The organism is Actinomadura sediminis, from assembly GCF_042675525.1.
GTDB lineage: Bacteria > Actinomycetota > Actinomycetes > Streptosporangiales > Streptosporangiaceae > Spirillospora > Spirillospora sediminis.
In genome coordinates this window covers 13,310-30,615 of sequence record NZ_JBHTJA010000009.1, presented here as the reverse complement: position 1 = coordinate 30,615, position 17,306 = coordinate 13,310, and the positions used below count along the sequence as shown (strand labels likewise).

Here is a 17,306-nt window from a genome sequence, read left to right as displayed (position 1 = left end):
CTGCCCGCATCGCACCGACCTCCTCATCGGGATTACCGCGCGCTGCCCATGTCTGGAAGCATGGAAACCAGAGAAGGGAGAGCCGTGCAAAAGAAGTACTCCGTGCCCCTCACCCTCGCGGGCGCGGGCGCCGCGACCTTCGGGTACGCCTCGGTGATCGAGCGGAACTGGTTCCGCCTGCGCCGCTTCGACGTCCCCGTCCTCGCCCCCGGCCGCCCCCCGGTGAAGATCCTGCACATCTCCGACGCGCATCTCACCCCGGGCCGCTCCCGTCTCATCCGCTGGGTCCGCTCCCTCGAGGCCCTCGAACCCGACCTCGTCGTCAACACCGGCGACACCCTCTCCCACCGCGACGCGATCCCCGCGTTCCTCGACGCACTCGGCCCCCTCCTCGAACGCCCCGGCGTCTTCGTCTACGGCTCGAACGACCTCTTCTCCCCGGTCCTCAAGAACCCCCTCCGCTACGTGTGGCGCACGAGCAAGTCCGACTACGCGAAGACGAAGCGCGAGCCCGACCTCCCGTACCGCGAACTCGGCTCGTCCCTCCAGGCCGCCGGCTGGCTCGACCTCAACAACCGCATCGGCCGCCTCAAAGTGGGCGAACTCGACATCGAGTTCGGCGGCATCAACGACTCCCACATCGACCTCGACCGCTACGACAAGATCGCCGGCCCCGTCGACCCCCAGGCCGACGTCCACCTCGGCGTCATGCACTCCCCCGAGCCCCGCAACCTCGACCGCTTCACCGCCGACGGCTACGACCTCCTCCTCGCCGGCCACACCCACGGCGGCCAGGTCTGCGTCCCCTTCTACGGGGCCCTCGCCACCAACTGCGGCATCGACCGCCCCCGCGTCAAGGGCCTGCACCGCCACCGCGGCTCCTGGCTCCACGTCTCCGCCGGCCTCGGCACGTCCCCGAAAGCCCCCATCCGCTTCTGCTGCCCTCCCGAAGCCTCCCTCCTCACGCTCGTCCCCCGCTAAAAGCGGACGCACCACCCTCCGGCATCCGCTACAGTGGTCTAGGCGCCGGGAGAACGTACGACTCCCGGGCAGCCACCAACCGGGGTGTAGCGCAGCTTGGCAGCGCGCTTCGTTCGGGACGAAGAGGTCGTGGGTTCAAATCCCGCCACCCCGACAGAAAACGCCAGGTCAGAGGCCGGATCTCCAGAGCGGAGACCGGCCTCAAGATCTTTTGTCCGTCATTTGTCCGCGAGACTTACCTCCCACTCGCCGACACGGTCCGTCCCGGACCAGCACCGACAGATATTTTCATCGCTCGCCCAACGTTCAAACGGCGACCATCCGTCCAGCGCCAAACCGGTCGAAGGCTCCCAATGCTGGCAGCGCCTCCACCACATGACCCCGATGATGTAGCCGACCCAACACGGCTACCTCACCCTGGCTAAGGTCGCGTTCCCCGACGGGCATAACTCTCCCGAGCTCGTTCCTCTCATCACGGGGGCCGCCATGAGCCCGAGCCGCGGAGATTGAACGCTCCGCCCCCGTCGCCCACGGCTGGACGCAACGCGACCTGGCCAACCGCCCCCACTGCTCCCCGCATGTTCCAACGGGGTTGCAGCCAGGCCAACTGTGGAGGTACCGCGACAGGTTCGCAGGCCGACACGGGCTCCCACCTCGTGTCGCCACACCAGCCTCCTCTGCCGACTTGTGCTGACTGTTTGCAAAAACTCTTTATGTGTGGTTACATACTGTATGTCCAAACAGGATCGGAGTATGTGACCACAAGGAGGCCACATGGCCACCGTACACACGGCGATCCGCTCCAAGATGGGATCGACGCTCTACTACGTGACCACGATGAAAGTCGGGGACCTGGTACAGCTCGCGAGGCCGGCAAGCGAACAGGATGAGTGGGCGACTAGCGGCCTGACCGAGCGGCTTCAGCGGGAACTGAACGACACCCGAGTGCGCACCGAAATCGCGCCCTACCTTGCCAAGTCCCCCGACCGGTTCTTCGGAGCGATGATCCTTCTCCTCGACGCGGACGAGGAGCCGCAGTTCGAGCCCCTGAGCGACCTGGCCAAGGGACTGCCACACGCGTACAAGGCCGCGATGTCGAAGGGACTCGGCTTCCTGACCATCGAGAGCGGTGATCGGATCATCCTCGACGGCCAGCACCGATTCGCTGCGATGCGGGAGGTCGTCATCACCCGGATGGTGAATGGCGAGTACGCCAAGGACGTCGCCGACGACGAAGTAACCGTCATCATCGTGCCGAACATCAACATGCAACACACTCGGAAGATCTTTAACAAGGTCAACCGCTATGCCAAGACCACCAGTCGTGGAGACAACATTCTCACCAGCGAAGATGACGGATTCGCGATCATCACGCGTCGGCTGGCGGACGATGATGGGCCGCTTGCCGGAAAGAACCACAAGGGCGAAGCGCTGGTGAACTACAGGAACAACACCATTGCCGAGCGCAGCGTTCAGCTAACCACTCTCAGTGCGGTATACGAGACCGTTCAGCTCGTCGCCAAGCACTACAACATCGACGACACCCTGAACGAGAAGAAGACCCACGTCCGCCCTGACGAGGAGATTCTTGACGAGGGGTATGAGCATGCCCAGGGGTGGTGGACAACCGTATTCGAAGGCATGCCTGTCCTCAGCCATGGGCGGGACAACACGAAGATTCTCCCAGAGCTTCGCGCTAAGGACGGCGACCATGGTCTTCTCTTCAAGCCGGCTACGCATATCGTCCTGTTTCAGGCGCTGTCTCAGATCCTCAAGAACGACCGCAAGCTCACCCTCAAGGACGCCGTGGCACGTGCGTATCAGGTTGACTGGAAGATCACGAGCCCGCTCTGGCGTGACGTTCTGATCAATTCGGCGCACAACATCCTCACCAAGAGGGAACACTACAACCTGGCAGCTGACCTGCTCACCTACTTGGTCGTGGGAGGCAGGATGCCCACCAACGACGTCGAGCAGCTCCGCGTACGCGTGGCCACCGCCCGTGGAGAGGCGGTAGAGTCGTTCGAGCTTCCAGCTCCCCTCGTTCACTAACCTCCCGCTTTCATGGCGGGTTGATTTCGGCTAGTCGTTGACATGAGAAAGTGCTCCTGAACTAGGAGGATAGGGCTTGCTGAAGGTCCTGTCCGCGCCGAGTTCAGGAGCACTTTCCAAGTGAAGACTACTGGCCACAAGGCCAAGATCGTGGTGTCCGGGGACGGTGCGGGAATCGTCTCCCAGGCGGGGGTGGCCTGCTGCTGGGTGAGGCGCTGCGGGTGACGGGCCTGGACCGGGGGTTATCGCTGGCGCGGTGGCGGACGTCGCGGGCGGTGCATGATCCGGGGAAGATCGTGACGGATCTGGCGGTGGCGCTGGCGCTGGGCGGGGACTGCCTGGCCGACGTGGCGGTGCTGCGGTCTTCGCCGGAGTTGTTCGGGCCGGTGGCCTCGGATCCGACCGTGCCGACCTACATGTTCACCGAGTACCGGCAGTTCTTGGACGGCGCGGCCACGTTCCGGTCGTGAGTGGGCACCAGCGTGCCGTCCACGATCAGCACCGTCTCCAGGCCATGCTCGGGTGACCGGGGCCAATACAAGCAGCGGCGCCAGGTGATCCACCACCCGGGGCGCGGCAGACTTCGACACCCCGAACAGCAGCGCGACCTGCCTGAGGGTCAGATTGGTGCGGTAGTACACCGCGATCAGCCCCCGATCCGCCAGCGGCAGACTCCACCGCCAGCCCGTGCCGGTCTGCTAATCGCCCCGACCTGCGACGATGCGCACCAGGTTGCGGAACTGCCGTACCGACAAGCCGGTGAACACCGGAACCCACTCGACCCGGTCAGCACTGATCACCGCTCCACGACAAGATCATCGACCCGGACTGTCAACCGTTACGGGACAGCCTTTAGGCGGTGTACGCCGACGTCGGATAGCACGGGCTAGCCCCTAGCCCTCATAAGCCCCTCTCACATACCCTAGGAAATCTTGCAAATCAAGGGCTACCGAGGCCACACCTTTACTGCAAGTTCGGCCAGTTGCTTCTGCCTCTCGTTAATAGCCTCTGGATTCCACTCCTGAAGTTCACCGACCGCCTTCGTTAGAGCGAATTTGGATTCGATGAGGGTCTGTCGTTTTGAGGCAAACGGACGATTGCCTATCTTGCTATTTTTGGTCTTCTGCAATAGCACCATGTTACCCAGCAGATAGGCCCAGGTATCGATATCGTCAAACGCCAGCCACTCTTCGGGTTTGGCATTACGAGGAAGTACGTGCTCTAGATTGATCTGATTCTCGTCCGGATTCGGCACCAGCTCGGGTTCCGGCTCACCCGCATGACCACGCTCAAGCGCACGAAGATAGTAGCGCGCCGTCTTGTTTCGCTTCACTTGAGCTATTTCGAAAGCCGACTTAAATTCTCTGTCCGAAGGAAGAACTTTATCTAGTTCAAAACGAACATCTTCCATAGTCGAGATACGGCCGTTCCGGATCTCAACAGCTGCCCGACAGTATTCCTTTTCGACTGAGCCTGCGTTTATGGTATTCATAATCACGCCACGCACCGACCAGCTGACCAGGGCGCGCAGTAGCTTGCGGGTTTCTTCCACAGAGAAGTGCTTCAGTGCCGCAAGCATAAGTGGCTTGTTCGGGGAAAGATCGAAATCCGCTAGAAGGGCCACGTTGTCCTGCCCAGCACTGCCCAGTTGCGTTCCCCAGGAATCGTGTGCCGGATTGTCGAGCGCAGCATAGTAGGATGCGGCCTCAACAAGCTGTTCACTAAGCTTCACCGCTTTGGTCGCGTTACTTACATCGTCGCGGATCGCCTTGTAAAGGTCCTTTTCCCGAGTGAGTCCGTGGTAAGAACTCCAGTAACTGCGAAGGAAGGCGGTGAATTTCCGGTCGGCTGCAGTCAGCTCGAGAGAACTGAGTGCCTGGATCCAGCGATGCCGTACCGCGTCAAGCTTGCTTCCGGCCCGACCATAAAGATAATTTTTCAGGAGATCGGCGGTAGTGAGATCTGCCCCTCTGTTATTAAGCGTCTCAAAGATAACATATGCGTCGGCCTCGGAGGCGACCTCAATGACTCCGATCCGTGCCCTATTATGCAAGAACAGAACCCACTTAGCCAAACGTTCTACGGCCGCATCCCCGGCACCATCTGCATTCTTGCTAACCTTGTCGGCAAGGTACTTATATGCCTCGTGAAGCAACTTGTGAGACGTGCGTACGGACTGTGACTTGCCGACCTGGACAGGCGGTTCCACATCCTCGCCTGTAATGAATCTATTGAAATACTCATCGTCGTCAGGGTTCAACTCCAGGCGCGGCTCCGGCCCATCGGAAGTCAGCGTCCTCTTGGCAAGGTAGTCGTTCTGGATAACAGCCTGATTATCATTGCCGCGCTTTTTGAACTCGTCACGGATCGCTGCGAGAAGAAGAGAGACGGTGGCCAAGCGTTGCTGTCCATCAATTATCGTTCTCTTGCCTTCGTCGCCATCTTTAGCGAGGACGACAGTGCCAAGAAAATATTCTCCATTGGAGTCGAAGGAGCGCTCTAGATCTGACCAGAAGTCGGCCACTTGGCCATCCTTCTGCCATGAGTATGATCGCTGATAGACTGGAACCCGAAGCTCATATTCGGCGAGCAATTTGACGATTCCCGGCAAACTGAAATTGATCGACGACGCGTCAGAGACCCGAGCTGAAGACATACGGCTAGTGTAACCCCGGCACGGTCGATCGGAAACATCTTTGGAACAGCACTGTGTGCTTACGTCGCCCCTCATCAATATTTCGGTAATCGGCCAGCCATATATGACTTTTTCGGATAGACCAAAATTTACCTTATTGTTCTTGGGGATGGCTCCAATGGGAAAGCGCTAGGCCTCGACGCATTGATTCGGTATCCGGTTTGGGGTGTTTGGGGTGGCTGAGATGCGTGCAGGCACGGTTCCCCAAGATCATGGAGTTGCTGACGCCCCGTGATCTCGATGGAAACCCTGCCTGCCGACATAACATCTCCGGTTCCGCCTGATTTGACCAACTGTGCGACCAGAGCGAAGTCGTCCCCGCCGAACTGCCCGGGCTGCTGGAACGGCTCGGAGTCTGCTATGACCCGCTGACCAGGCGGTACACGCCGCCCGGCGGGGCTACTGTTCGCCGGGCGCTGGCCGGTGTCGACGATCCGGTGTCGACGATGACGTACTCGATGGCGCGGTCGGCCAGTGGCTGCGCGACTGCAGGAGGTCCGGCCGCCAGCGGGAAGCTTGTGCGGTCTGGCCGTGGACGGCAAGAGTCTGCGCGGTGCCGCCCGGGCCCCAGGGCCGAGCGGGTGGACTTACGTCCACCCGCTCGCGGCACTGGACCACGCCGACTGCCTCCTGGGCCGCGCCGCCCACTACATCGCAGTCCTCAAGGCCAGCCAGCCAACCCTGGGCAAGCAGCTGAAGAAGGCGCCCTGGGCCAGATGCCACTGCAGGGCCGCAACCCGCGGCATCGGCCACCGCCGTAGCGAGATCCGCCGGATCAGGTCTGCACCGTCACTGGCCTGCTGTTCCCCGATGCTTGCCAGGCCATCCGGCTCGAACGCCGCCAGCTGCACCGCAGAACCGGGAAGATCACCATCAAGACCGTTTACACGATCACCAGCCTGACCCCCGAATAGGCCCCTGCCGCCCAGCTCGCTCGCGGGTCACCTGGCGTCTCCTTGATCATCGGATCCGCCGTTAATTAGACACTCCCACCCTCATCTGAAACGGAGATCAGTCGACTTTGCCGAGGCCCTGCGGAAGCGTGCCGCCAGTTATGGAGCAGCGAGCGAGATGAGGTCACCGATGTTTTTGAGACCTTGACGGCCCGCTAGGTGGCCTATGCCTCGGTGGATGTGGATGGTCAGGGTGTGCGAAATGTGCGCCTCTGTGGGCTCCTGGCCGTCGGTCAGGCAGCGTTGCCTGAGGAGGGCCAGGTAGATGTCGCCGTAGGGGCCGGCAAAGGTCTTCCAGGTCATCTCGACGTTGGAGTCGGTGTTGATGTCGCGGACCAAGGGTTGAGATGGGTCCTGGAGGGAGATCGCGAGCGCCCAGCGACACAAGGTGTTCCAGTTCTTGATGCCGGTGATGCGCTTGAGCTTGACCAGCTGGTCTTTAGCGGGCTGAGACAGGCGGACGTTGTCAAGCGACATGAGCTGTGCCTCCAGTCCACCAGTAGCCCGGTTCGATCGAAGTGGTAAACGCCTGGTCGTCGTGGACGAGCGTGTAGGTGTGCGCGATCGACGGCTTGAGTTTGCTGAGTAGGTGCTCGTCGATCTCTTCGTCGGTGGACAGAAGGAGCACCTGGTGACTGGCGTGCGGAAAGTAGCGGTCTACGAGGTGTTCGCGATGACGGCTGTCCAGGCGACCCAAGGGGGTGTCGATCACACTGGGCAGGCGGTTGCCCGCTACCTTCGCCAAGCCCCACAGGAGTGATACGGCCAGGAGTTGCCGCTCGCCCGCGCTCAGGCGGGAAGGGTCGAGTTGCTGGTCATCCGGACCGACCAAGGTGATGGTGAACTTCTCGGGGTCGATGTGCAGATCGGTTACGAGCGTTGACTTGCGCATGAGGTGCTGGAAGCTCTTCAGAACCGCTACCTCTAGCTTGCTGATGTGCCGCTGCAGCAACGCGGCGCCGAACTTCTCCATGGTCGCTCGGACCTTGTCGGCGTACGCGACAATCCGCTCCGCGTCCTCTACCTTGGCCAGTTTCGCTGCGCGTCCCTTGTAGGCGCGCTCCCGGTCGAGCATTAGTCGCTCCCGGCGGCGGCGTGTGATGGCCAGCTCTTCCTTACATCCGTCGAGCTCGGCCCTGAGGCGGCTCACTTTATCTCGTTGAGCATCCCGCTCCTTCAGGAGGGCGGCGATCACCTCGTGGTCGGGTACGCCAGCGAGCTGACGCTCAAGGACGCTGAGTCGTTCCCGGTGCTGCTGCGCCTCTTCGACGAGTTCACGTGCTCGCGAGGCTTCCTGGCACAGGATTTCGTCCAGAGAGTTGAGCTTCGGCAGGGACTCGGACGGAAAGTTGAGCGCGTGGGGTATCTCTGTGACGATCGACGCGCGCTGCTCCCTGTCGGCTGCAAGGTGCTTTTCGGCGATTGCCAGGCTGTCCGCGGGGACGACGTCTTTGAGTAGCGCCAGGAGCTCCCGGTCCCGCTCGCTCAACACGTCGATGACCTGTGCTGCCTCGGTGGCTCGCCGCTCCTTCTCCACCTGGTCACGGATACCCGAGAGCTGCGGAGCCAGCAGCAGTAGCGGGAGGGGCCCAGCAGCGAGGGTGCTAGCCAGCACCTCGTTGACGCTGTTGAGCTGGGATGTGATCTGAGACCGTTCGGCTTCGAGTTCTGAGCGGCGGAGATAGAGGTCGCCACCTTCCTTGGCGGAGGCCTCTTCGATGCTCTTGAGGCGTCGCTCGGCCGCTTCTAGCTCAGAAGTCTTCGACGCAACGCGTTGGTTTATTTCGTCACAAAGTTCGTCGGTCACCCTAATCTGATTTTCAATATTATGGATTTCATCTAGCGCGCGCTGATCTTCCTTTGAGACTTTCTGTCTACGCTGAACGGCGAGCAGGTCGGTGCGTAGGCGTTCCACCGAACTTAGCCCGAGCAGCGACTGAACGGCGGACGCGATTACCGAGGCCGCTCGCTCGGGGTTGGCAAGAGACTCGATCTTCTCTCCGTCGAAGAAGAAGAGCGAAGACGCCTCGAGGGGCAGGAGATCCTCAACATAATCCGCCCATTGCTCGCTGACAACAAGGTCCAGTTCGCCGTCGATGAGTACGTTGAGGAATTCGCGAACGGACTTGCCTTTGACCTCCCACGAGCGGACGACCTTGTAGCGCCGCTCCTGCCCTTCCACCGTCGTGGAGAACTCGACGACCACTCTGGCGTGCTTTGGATTGGCCTGACGGTTCACGCTGTCACGAAGGTAGTCATCATAGGAGCGGGCGCCGCGGCCGCTGGTACGGGAACGTGCACCGTACAACGCCAGTTGAATCGCATCCAGGAGGGTGGTCTTACCGCAACCGTTGAGACCGCCGATCAGGATGACTGGCCGACCAGGACGGGTGGCCAGTTCGAGCGACTGCTTGCCCTTATAGGCGCCGAAATTTTCGAGGGTGACATTAAGAAGAAGCATTGGTGGTTTCTTCGTCGAAGAGCGGCAGTTCAGGCGCGGTCTTTTCTCGCTGGCGCCGCAGCGCACTCTGTTCGGCGTCTTCCTTGCTGTCGTAGTAACCGCGCCGGATCGTCTTCTCCAGTTCCTCGAATAGACCGGACCGACGGGTCATCGTACGGAACCTCCGCTCCACGGCAAGCAGCTCACGGGCGGTGGTGAAGTGCAGTCCGTCGTCCCCGCAAACCTCACGAAGCAAGTCCATCTCGTCGCCGGCAAGCGTGAGCTGTTCGTCGAGGGGTCCCCCCGGGAACTTCGTTCCGGTCTCCTCCTCATAGATTTGCGGCAGGAGGTCCTCTACCTCATGCTTTTCGAAGACCCAGAGGCGGCGGATCTCATGAAGTTCGTCCATGGTGATCAGCTCGATTTCACGGACGCTTTCGGGACCGTTCTGCCGAACCCAGGTCTGAGCGTTGAGGAGCTCTCTCAGCCAGTTGGCACGCGATTCCTGGGTGTACGGGCCGTGGACAACCTGGTCGTTGAACAGCTGGATTGAGCCGTTCATCTTGCGCCAATCCCGTAGGTGCTTGTCGTCTCGGCGTCCCTCCTCGTTGCGAACGTCGAGCTTGTTACGCAGCTCAAGGAGTGGCTGCATCCACTCCTTCTCCTCGTCGTTCTGGATCATCGCCGACATGGACTTGTCCTGGTCGACGAGGGTGCAGGTCCAGCAACCGAAGCGGCTGTCGCCACATGAAGGGGTGGTGTTGTCCACGACTAGGGGGCATTCGCCGTCGCTAGACGCCCCCTGGTACATGGTCAGCAGATCCTTGTTGTTGTGCCCCCAGGGGTTGGGGCGTTGCATAAGGAACGTCCAGACCTCATCGTTGGTCCAGGCCTCGATCGGGCTGTAGACGAGCGAGTTGGGCAGGTTGCCGTTCGGAGAGAGCCGGTCGCGGACGCGATGCTTCTCGTGTCGAGTCATGGCTCGCGCCCGAGCCTGGCTCTCCGCCTTGCGGATACCGAGAACGAGGATCGTCTCGCCGTGATCGCGAACGACCTCTCGGATGAACTTGTTGGACGGCCGGATCTTCAAGCGCTCGGTGCACCAGCGGAACTTGGGGCGTGGTGCCGGATATCCCTTGCCGATCAGGCCCACCCAGAAGGTATCCCTGACCTCGGGTGTGAGACGGTGCGGCTTGATCGGGAGATTCTCCTCCTCGGCCGCCTTCTCCATGGTGATCAGGGACTGCGTAACCCAGCTGGCAACGATTGGGTTCTCAACCAGGGTGTCGGTGGATATGACATGCACCGGCTTGGTGCGCTTCTCCTCAGGTAGTTTCTGCAGCGCGTACCAGACCAGCTGAAGTACAGACGTGGAGTCCTTGCCTCCGCTGTAGCCGACTACCCAGGGAACCCTGTCAGCTAGGTAGAGCTCTTGAATCTCTTCGATGAGCTGATTAACAACGTTGGCGAGACCCCCATGATCCTTGAACGGGGTGGCTCGACGCGCCGGCATGCCCAGGGGGACGGTCATCGCTCTCCTCGCAGGTGTGTCGCCTCGGTGTGGGCTTCTTCGGGGCTGAGCTCCAAGCCGAGCTTCTGTCGCAGGTAGTTGACCGTCAGCACGACGTTGGAGTGATTCTTCGATACACGACCGCCGACGATGGCTCTGCCCTCCCAGTCTCGATTGGTCCGTGACCAGTCAATCTTGGCCAGTGGCTCCAGCTGAGGTCTCCAAGAAGTGGGGGTTGTGGATATCTGCAGCATGGTGTTGCCGAGACGCCCTAGGGCGTGCAGCGCGATGCCGTGACTGTGCAGGTACTGGCGCCGGACCTCCGCCGCCGTCATCTTGCGGTTCCGGACCAGCTCCCACTCCGGGATCAGCGAGTCGACGGCCGTCCAGTATTCATCTGCCAGCTTGGCAGCCTGCTCGGCGTCGTCCAGCTCAAGACCCTGCAGGAGAGAGCTGGTCGCGTAGTAGAGGGCGCTGAGCGTGAAGAGTTTGCGCGACCTCGCCGACAGCGTGCTGGTCTCCATCTCCACGAAGTTGCGGAAGACAGACGACCTCAGTGCCAGCAACCTCGCGATCTTGGCACGTTCGTCACGGTGGTCGTACAGGACTCCGATGGAGCGGGCCGGACGTACTGCATGCCGGTTGAGGTCAGCGAACATCTGCTGGCTGCGGCTCAGCCCCGCATCGTGGAAGAAGACGACCGCGATGGTCTCGTCACCCAGTTCGGGGTTCTCGGTGAGCGCCGTCTCGATCGCAGCTCGCCGGTGCTGGCCATCGTTGATGAGGAAGCGAGCGGCCATCGGGATGTGGAGCTGCCCGATCCGCATACCGGGTCCTTCGTCGGCGATCCCGACAAATCTCATCTCCCCGTCCACCGACGCGGTCAGAGCCGAGAACACGTAGTCGGCAGGGTTGTCGATGATGTACGAGGCGAGGGCAGGTACACGCGCCTTGTTGAGCACACGCTGTGCCCGTACCTCGGGCGCCAGCTCGTCCTCGTCGAACAGGAAGATCTTGGGGATGAGCCGCAACGGGCACATCGAGACATAGAACTCGCGCTGTGCCTGCACGCCCCGGATCGCCGGGAAGACGTACTCGAACCCTGCTGTTGTTCGACTCGCCGGAGGCGATGACAAGAGTGACCCCACTGGCTAGACGGTACCGGATGTACGTTTAGCTTTTCACGTGCTTACGTGAGAGTCGAGGAGCCAGAGGGGTGCAGGGAGCATGACCGTGTACTTGGACTCAGCAGCGACCACCCGAGTCGACCCTCGTGTGGCCGAGGTGGTTCTCTACTGGATGACCACCGAGTTCGGCAACGCCGGCAGTCGCACTCATGACTGGGGGACGAGAGCCAAGCGAGCTGTCCAGGAGGCGCGGGAGCAGCTCGCTGGCCAGCTCAACGCCGGGCCCTCTGAGCTGATCTTTACGTCAGGCGCGACGGAGAGCAACAACATCGCGCTACTTGGTCTCGCTCCACACGGCGAGAGCCAGGGTCGTAGACACGTCATCAGCTCTGCAATCGAGCACAAGGCCGTCCTCGAACCCTTGGAGCAGTTGGCCACCCGCGGGTTCGAGATCGAGCTGATCTCGCCGGGTCCGTCCGGACGGGTGAGTGTCGAAGCCGTGCGCGAGCGTCTGCGTGATGACACCTTGCTTGTATCCCTCATGCACGTGAACAACGAGACCGGCGTCATACAGCCTGTCGCGGAGCTAGCAGAGCACCTGCGTGGTACGCCTACCTACTTGCACGTCGACGCTGCTCAGGGGTTCGGCAAGCTCACCGATGACCTCAAGGCGCCGATCGACATGATCAGCGTGAGCGGACACAAGATCGGAGCGCCGAAGGGCGTCGGAACACTGCTCATGCGGCGACGTGGTCGAGACACCATTCCGTTGACCCCTCTCATGTACGGCGGTGGGCAGGAGCGCAAGCTCCGACCAGGGACGCTGCCGGTTCCGCTCATCGTTGGGCTCGCCAAGGCGGCCGAGATTTTTGAAACCGAGCATGAGCAATGGTGGAGCCAAGCTGCAACGATCCGCGCCCGCCTGGTGGATGCCCTCAGCAAGGCAAAGGTCCACTTCAACGGCGACCAGGATCATGTGATTCCCCACATCCTCAATCTCTCCTTTGACGGTGTGGACGCCGAGGCTCTGATCGTGCAGCTCAAGGAGCTTGTAGCGGTCTCCACCGGCTCGGCCTGCACAAGCGCGTCCTATACCCCGAGCCATGTCCTGCGTGGCATGGGTCTGCCGGACGAAGTCGCCCACAATGGCCTGCGGCTGTCCTGGGTCCCCGACCAGGTAGAGGACTTGGACGTCGACGAGGTGGTGAGTGAAATCTTGGAGTTTCAGGCGGGGGCTTCCTACTTGGCCTGATCGGCCTCTTTGCGGCGGACCAGGCGGTGGCCGCGAAGTTCCCGACCACAGCGGAGGAGCTCTGCCTCCCAGCCGGCTTCCGTCCCTATGAGGTGCGGGTTCCGGTAAAGCCCGGCCCGTACCTCAGACTGCGTCAGCCGTCGATACTTGGGAACATCCGCGTCATCAAGAGCCAAGAACTCATGCTTACGGTGAAGCAGCGGCCGGTTCGCGGCCTCCTCGTAGGACTTGAACGAGGTCTTCAGTGTGGTTAGGTCCACCATGTAGGACGAGTGCAGCTTTGGATGCGGATCGTCATCGAACTCCGGATAATCGAGCCAGCTCGCCGCCCGGCCCTGGTGGCGTAGCTTAATCAGCGTCCAGGACGGTGGTCGGCCAGCAGCGATGGATGCGCAGTGCTCGTATAGGCGCAGCACTGTGGGCATCTGGTTGATCGCGCGCCTGTGCACGTAAAGCGCCGTTGGTGTCAGCTTCCCGACCTTCGACGCCTGCATCGCTCCTCTGACGTAGGTGTCGTCGCGTAGCTTCAGGAGTAGACGGTCGGCTCTCTTGCAAGCCTCTTTGTAGGAGGAGAAGAACGCCCTGACGTCCAGTTGCAGCGACAGGGGCAGGCTGCGGTAGGGGCCACGCCCGTTGAACAGCTCGACCGCGAGGAACAGCAGCGTGGACAAGGTCGATGCCCTGACCCCGGCCTCGACCTTCTCAGGGTCAGCCGACTTCTTCACGATGCGCTGGAGTTCGTTCGGCTGAAGGTGGCCAAGCAGCTTAGCCATCTCCGTCGGCATCTCTTCCAACCTTGGTAGACGACCACGTCGCTCGTTGTAGTCCACCACAGCGGCAACCGCTGAGCTGGTGTCGTCAGAGCCCAGCCAGTCGGCGTGCGGAACGATCTTCCGGGCCAGGTAGCGAAGGCGCGCATCGTCCTTTTTGAACGCATAGACAATGCCGGGGGCCGCGGAGACACATCGGACAGCGGTTGTCTGCTCGACGTAAGAACGAAGCTCCGCCGGGCTGAACAGATGCTGGAATGTCCGTCTGCCTGTCAGAATACCGTCCTCGTACTGCTCACCTCGGACTTTCGAGCGATCCCAAGTGAGTCGCGTCGTGACGACTAGTAGAGACTCTGCAAGCTCCCAGGCACGCCGCAGCGCTTCACGTCGCTCGTCGGGATCCTCGATGACGTTGAGAACATAGGTCAGGAGGACGACGTCCGCTGAGCGGGGTGCCTCGTCAGGCGCGTAGAAGGGGTCCCAGCCCTGGACTTGAATCCGCATCTCGTGCAGGCCCCGGACATCGTCGCCACGGCCACTCCCATAGTCCAGGACGCTTGTGGACGCGTGGACCTCACCATCAACGACGGCCTGGCGAGCTGCCACCGACAGCGTGGCACGGCCGATCGCTGTTAGGCGGCGATCGCTCTCCCAGTACAACCCGGACATGGAAGCTCCCGTCGGTTTCGTCGGCGGCGCCTCCACTCATACCGCGACCTACCGGGGCCTCGCTCGCCGATCGCACAACGAGGGCCCCCAGCCAAGTAGTCGATCAGGTGTCGAAGTCCGGCGTTCCGAAGCCGACGACCCGCGGACCGAAGATGTCCTGCACCCTGCTTTCGGCGTGGGTCATTCCCCGTCGGCAGAGGTTCAGGATGACATCCATCGGACGGACGTGTGCGCCGCTGTTTAGCTCGCCCTGGATGATGGAAAGCCCACCGTTGGCGTACTCCTCGAACACCGTGACCCGCTCCTGGAGCCGACCCTCTCCCATGATCGTCGCGTCGTTCGGATGGGCGAGTACGCCCATCGAGTCGACCAGTGCCGAGACAGTGGGGGAATTACTAAACAATCCGTAGCGGACCGGCTCACCGGCCTTCTCGAACGGTTCCCGCCTGCCTCGCGACCAGCCTAGTGCCGCAGCGAAGACGAGAACGTGCCAGTAGGCGGGGAAGGGTCCTCCTTCTTTGGTGAGCAGCCGGCCTATGAGCTCGTCATGCTCCGCGGGCCGACGGACACGAACATCGCTGTTGTGCACCATCAGTTCCGAACCTCCGTGAGCTCGGCACCGGTCCGATCGGAACCGACGACCTGGTACGGGTAGGTGTTGCCGTTCAGTGTCAGCGTCTCGGTCACGCTACTTACATCTGTCTTGGTGGTATGCGTAGTGATCACATACTGCTTACCGAGGCGGGCACGCAACTCCTGCTCGACGATCTCTCCCGCCTGGGCCTTGCTGGTCAGTATCATCACCTGAGAGGCGAGCTTGGGTAGGAAGTCAGCGACGGCCTTGCGATAGTCGTCGTCGAGGTTGCCAAAAACCGCGTCCATCACCACCGGGAAGTCGCCACCGATGCCCTGGATAAATGTACGACCGTGTTCCTGGGCCTCTCGTGCCTCCCCGATCAGAGAACCAACGAACGCGAGCGACAGCAACATGTTCTCGCCGGTGGACTTAGGTGCCGGGATACGTTCGCTGCCACTGAGATCCCACAGCTCCAGCTCGAAGTCCGGCGTGAGCTCGGGCTCATAGTTCTTGAGCGACACCAGGTGATAGAGCTCCTGGATTCGGGCGTCAAGCCGACGCCGAACTCCCTGAGAGAGGATCTCCAGAATCTGGGTCAGGGCGCTGCTCGCCTCGTCAACGGCCATGATCCGGTTCGTGATCCGGCGACTACGAGCGTCCTTGACCTCAAGCTTCTCGATCTGCTTCTTCAGGTCCTCCCTGACGTTGTCCAGCCGCTTGACCTCGGCTTCGGCAGCACCGATGGCCGCGACTTTCTCGTCGCGGGCGAGCTTAGCCGCCTCTAGATTCTCTTCGGTCTTCACGACCTCTTCGGACGGGAGCCGCTTAAGCTTGTTCCCGACCTCGTCGATTCCGTGCTCGACCTGCCGCTCTTCCTCCTGCAACTCGGCGATCCGCTCATCGAAACCCCGTAGTGCGTCGTGCATCTGTATCCGGGGCTCCTCGAAGCCCTCCACAGCGCCACGGAGTTGGTTCCAAGCCGCCTCGACCTCGGCGAGGCCAGCATGAGCGCGCCAGTGCTCCAAGGATGCACGGTGCGAACTACCCTCTGTAAGAGACGTCCCGCAGATGCATTCACCACGTTCCAGAAGGTCGTCAATGAAGGCACGTTTTAGCGGTGCGGGAAGCTCACCGCGTTCACGTAGTTCCTCACAGGTCGCCAGGATCTTGCCCGGTAGGGCAGGGAGGAAGGCGAGGAACCCTCTGGTCCCGACCAGTTTGGCGCGCTCCCCCTCCTGATCCTGTCGCGCTGTTTGAGCCCTCTTCAGTTGGTTTTCCAGCCGGTACCGGTTCTGCTGGAGTTCCTTTGCTTCGGCGAGCTGCGTCATCTTGAGATTGAGTGCCTCGATCTCAGAGTCAAAGTGCTTCTTCTCCTTCGCGGCAGAGCTGGCACGCCGCTGCTGCTCCAAGATCATGCGCTCGGCGTCTTCCTTCTGCTCCAGAAGATCATTCAATCTCTGCTGGGACGCATCCTCAGCCTTTAGACCTCGACGCAGCTTCTGCGCGACCTTGGGCAGATGTGCGACCGCACGTTCCACTGCCTCCAGGCCAAGAAGAGTTTTAACTGCCTCACGCACTTCGTCGCCGCCCTCGTGTTTTACGAGGGCTTCGATGCGCTCACCGTTCACGAAGAAGAAGCGACTTAGCCGCTCGGGCAACATCTGGTCGAGGTGCCCGCTCGGGTTGAGCAGTGGCTTGAGGTTGCCGTCTCTCTCCCGCTGCCAGAGTTGCAGCTCGGGCTTCGGTCGCGGCTGGGTCGCGCCGTGTTTAGCTACGGAGACGGACCTTTTTACGATGTAGGTATGGTCACCATGCTCGAACTCAATGGCGACCGAGGCGGTTAGCGGTGTTCCCTCGGCCGCTTCGTTCCAGACGGTGGTGTTGACCAGCTGGTCACGGTTTTCGACGTCCTGACTCATCTCGCCGTAGAGAGCCCATGTGAAGGCGTTCAGCAGCGTCGTCTTGCCTCCGCCATTGGTTCCCCACAGGACGGTGACGTTTGTATCGGAGTCCTGCGCGAAGTTGATCTTCTGAACGCCCTGATAGGGGCGAAAGTTTTCCAGCTCGACCGAGATGAACTTCATTACGCAATCCCCTCGACCTTCTTAACCATCTCGTCTCGTACCGTACTCCGGGCCAACGCCTCGGACTTGTGAAGGTTCTCCCATTCGAGTGCGATCGCCATCTTGATGATCTCGTACGCGTTCATGCTGATGCCACTGAGAACCTCCTGAACCTGATCGATTTCCTGCTGGTCCATCTTGTCGGTCATTGCGGTTC

General features: G+C 61.3%; 12 protein-coding genes, 1 tRNA gene and 2 pseudogenes. 5 read left to right on the top strand and 10 right to left on the bottom strand.

The window, feature by feature from the left end; all coding sequences use genetic code 11:
• Positions 1 to 60 precede the first annotated feature (60 nt).
• From ACFQ11_RS07380 to ACFQ11_RS07365, 4 genes and pseudogenes are all read left to right on the top strand, one after another.
• On the top strand, positions 61 to 981 hold the full coding sequence (locus tag ACFQ11_RS07380) for a metallophosphoesterase (RefSeq protein ID WP_378297158.1): 921 nt from the start codon (positions 61 to 63) through the stop codon (positions 979 to 981).
• A gap of 80 nt (positions 982 to 1,061) precedes the next feature.
• Positions 1,062 to 1,135 (top strand) — tRNA-Pro (locus tag ACFQ11_RS07375).
• 620 nt (positions 1,136 to 1,755) lie between these two features.
• Entirely contained in the window at positions 1,756 to 3,033 is a 1,278-nt protein-coding gene (locus ACFQ11_RS07370; protein ID WP_378297157.1) for a DNA sulfur modification protein DndB, read from the top strand.
• A 120-nt stretch (positions 3,034 to 3,153) separates the two neighbouring features.
• Positions 3,154 to 3,440 (top strand): annotated as a pseudogene (locus ACFQ11_RS07365) (transposase); the annotation flags it as partial.
• Positions 3,441 to 3,448: 8 nt separating this feature from the next.
• Here ACFQ11_RS07365 and ACFQ11_RS07360 read toward each other — a convergent pair.
• The 6 genes and pseudogenes from ACFQ11_RS07360 to dndB form a co-directional block, all read right to left on the bottom strand.
• A pseudogene (locus ACFQ11_RS07360) lies at positions 3,449 to 3,833 on the bottom strand (helix-turn-helix domain-containing protein); the annotation flags it as partial.
• Between the two features lie 146 nt (positions 3,834 to 3,979).
• On the bottom strand, positions 3,980 to 5,689 hold the full coding sequence (locus tag ACFQ11_RS07355) for a DUF262 domain-containing protein (protein ID WP_378297156.1): 1,710 nt from the start codon (positions 5,687 to 5,689) through the stop codon (positions 3,980 to 3,982).
• Positions 5,690 to 6,780: 1,091 nt separating this feature from the next.
• Positions 6,781 to 7,158, bottom strand: a complete 378-nt coding sequence (dndE, locus tag ACFQ11_RS07350; RefSeq protein WP_378297155.1) for a DNA sulfur modification protein DndE — start codon at positions 7,156 to 7,158, stop codon at positions 6,781 to 6,783.
• Entirely contained in the window at positions 7,148 to 9,142 is a 1,995-nt protein-coding gene (gene dndD, locus ACFQ11_RS07345) for a DNA sulfur modification protein DndD (RefSeq protein ID WP_378297154.1), read from the bottom strand. Before dndD ends, dndE begins: the two co-directional genes overlap by 11 nt.
• Positions 9,129 to 10,652: a DNA phosphorothioation system sulfurtransferase DndC gene (gene dndC, locus ACFQ11_RS07340; protein WP_378297153.1), complete on the bottom strand. Its 1,524-nt coding sequence runs from the start codon at positions 10,650 to 10,652 to the stop codon at positions 9,129 to 9,131. Before dndC ends, dndD begins: the two co-directional genes overlap by 14 nt.
• On the bottom strand, positions 10,649 to 11,779 hold the full coding sequence (dndB, locus tag ACFQ11_RS07335; RefSeq protein WP_378297152.1) for a DNA sulfur modification protein DndB: 1,131 nt from the start codon (positions 11,777 to 11,779) through the stop codon (positions 10,649 to 10,651). The genes dndC and dndB overlap by 4 nt, the downstream gene beginning before the upstream one ends.
• 79 nt (positions 11,780 to 11,858) lie before the next feature.
• Here dndB and dndA point away from each other — a divergent pair, with 79 nt between their 5' ends.
• The gene (gene dndA, locus ACFQ11_RS07330) at positions 11,859 to 13,010 is read left to right on the top strand and encodes a cysteine desulfurase DndA (protein ID WP_378297151.1); all 1,152 of its coding nucleotides are present in this window, start codon (positions 11,859 to 11,861) and stop codon (positions 13,008 to 13,010) included.
• Here dndA and ACFQ11_RS07325 read toward each other — a convergent pair.
• The 4 genes from ACFQ11_RS07325 to ACFQ11_RS07310 form a co-directional block, all read right to left on the bottom strand.
• Positions 12,998 to 14,449 carry a DNA phosphorothioation-associated putative methyltransferase gene (locus tag ACFQ11_RS07325; RefSeq protein WP_378297150.1) on the bottom strand — a complete coding sequence of 484 codons (1,452 nt, stop codon included), beginning with the start codon at positions 14,447 to 14,449 and terminating at the stop codon, positions 12,998 to 13,000. The two genes, dndA and ACFQ11_RS07325, sit on opposite strands and share 13 nt — an antisense overlap.
• 103 nt (positions 14,450 to 14,552) lie before the next feature.
• Positions 14,553 to 15,041, bottom strand: coding sequence for a DNA phosphorothioation-associated protein 4 (locus ACFQ11_RS07320; protein ID WP_378297149.1), 489 nt, complete (start codon positions 15,039 to 15,041; stop codon positions 14,553 to 14,555).
• Entirely contained in the window at positions 15,041 to 17,110 is a 2,070-nt protein-coding gene (locus ACFQ11_RS07315; protein WP_378297148.1) for an AAA family ATPase, read from the bottom strand. Before ACFQ11_RS07315 ends, ACFQ11_RS07320 begins: the two co-directional genes overlap by 1 nt.
• The gene (locus tag ACFQ11_RS07310; protein ID WP_378297147.1) at positions 17,110 to 17,298 is read right to left on the bottom strand and encodes a hypothetical protein; all 189 of its coding nucleotides are present in this window, start codon (positions 17,296 to 17,298) and stop codon (positions 17,110 to 17,112) included. The genes ACFQ11_RS07315 and ACFQ11_RS07310 overlap by 1 nt, the downstream gene beginning before the upstream one ends.
• Positions 17,299 to 17,306 lie beyond the last annotated feature (8 nt).

Excerpts from the sequence above, each read along its gene's own strand:
- ACFQ11_RS07315 (WP_378297148.1), bottom strand. The coding sequence starts at position 17,110 with ATGAAGTTCATCTCGGTCGAGCTGGAAAACTTTCGCCCCTATCAGGGC.
- ACFQ11_RS07355 (WP_378297156.1), bottom strand. The coding sequence starts at position 5,689 with ATGTCTTCAGCTCGGGTCTCTGACGCGTCGTCGATCAATTTCAGTTTG.
- dndC (WP_378297153.1), bottom strand. The coding sequence starts at position 10,652 with ATGACCGTCCCCCTGGGCATGCCGGCGCGTCGAGCCACCCCGTTCAAG.
- ACFQ11_RS07370 (WP_378297157.1), top strand. The coding sequence starts at position 1,756 with ATGGCCACCGTACACACGGCGATCCGCTCCAAGATGGGATCGACGCTC.
- ACFQ11_RS07320 (WP_378297149.1), bottom strand. The coding sequence starts at position 15,041 with ATGGTGCACAACAGCGATGTTCGTGTCCGTCGGCCCGCGGAGCATGAC.
- dndA (WP_378297151.1), top strand. The coding sequence starts at position 11,859 with ATGACCGTGTACTTGGACTCAGCAGCGACCACCCGAGTCGACCCTCGT.
- ACFQ11_RS07325 (WP_378297150.1), bottom strand. The coding sequence starts at position 14,449 with ATGTCCGGGTTGTACTGGGAGAGCGATCGCCGCCTAACAGCGATCGGC.
- ACFQ11_RS07380 (WP_378297158.1), top strand. The coding sequence starts at position 61 with ATGGAAACCAGAGAAGGGAGAGCCGTGCAAAAGAAGTACTCCGTGCCC.
- dndE (WP_378297155.1), bottom strand. The coding sequence starts at position 7,158 with ATGTCGCTTGACAACGTCCGCCTGTCTCAGCCCGCTAAAGACCAGCTG.
- ACFQ11_RS07310 (WP_378297147.1), bottom strand. The coding sequence starts at position 17,298 with ATGACCGACAAGATGGACCAGCAGGAAATCGATCAGGTTCAGGAGGTT.
- dndD (WP_378297154.1), bottom strand. The coding sequence starts at position 9,142 with ATGCTTCTTCTTAATGTCACCCTCGAAAATTTCGGCGCCTATAAGGGC.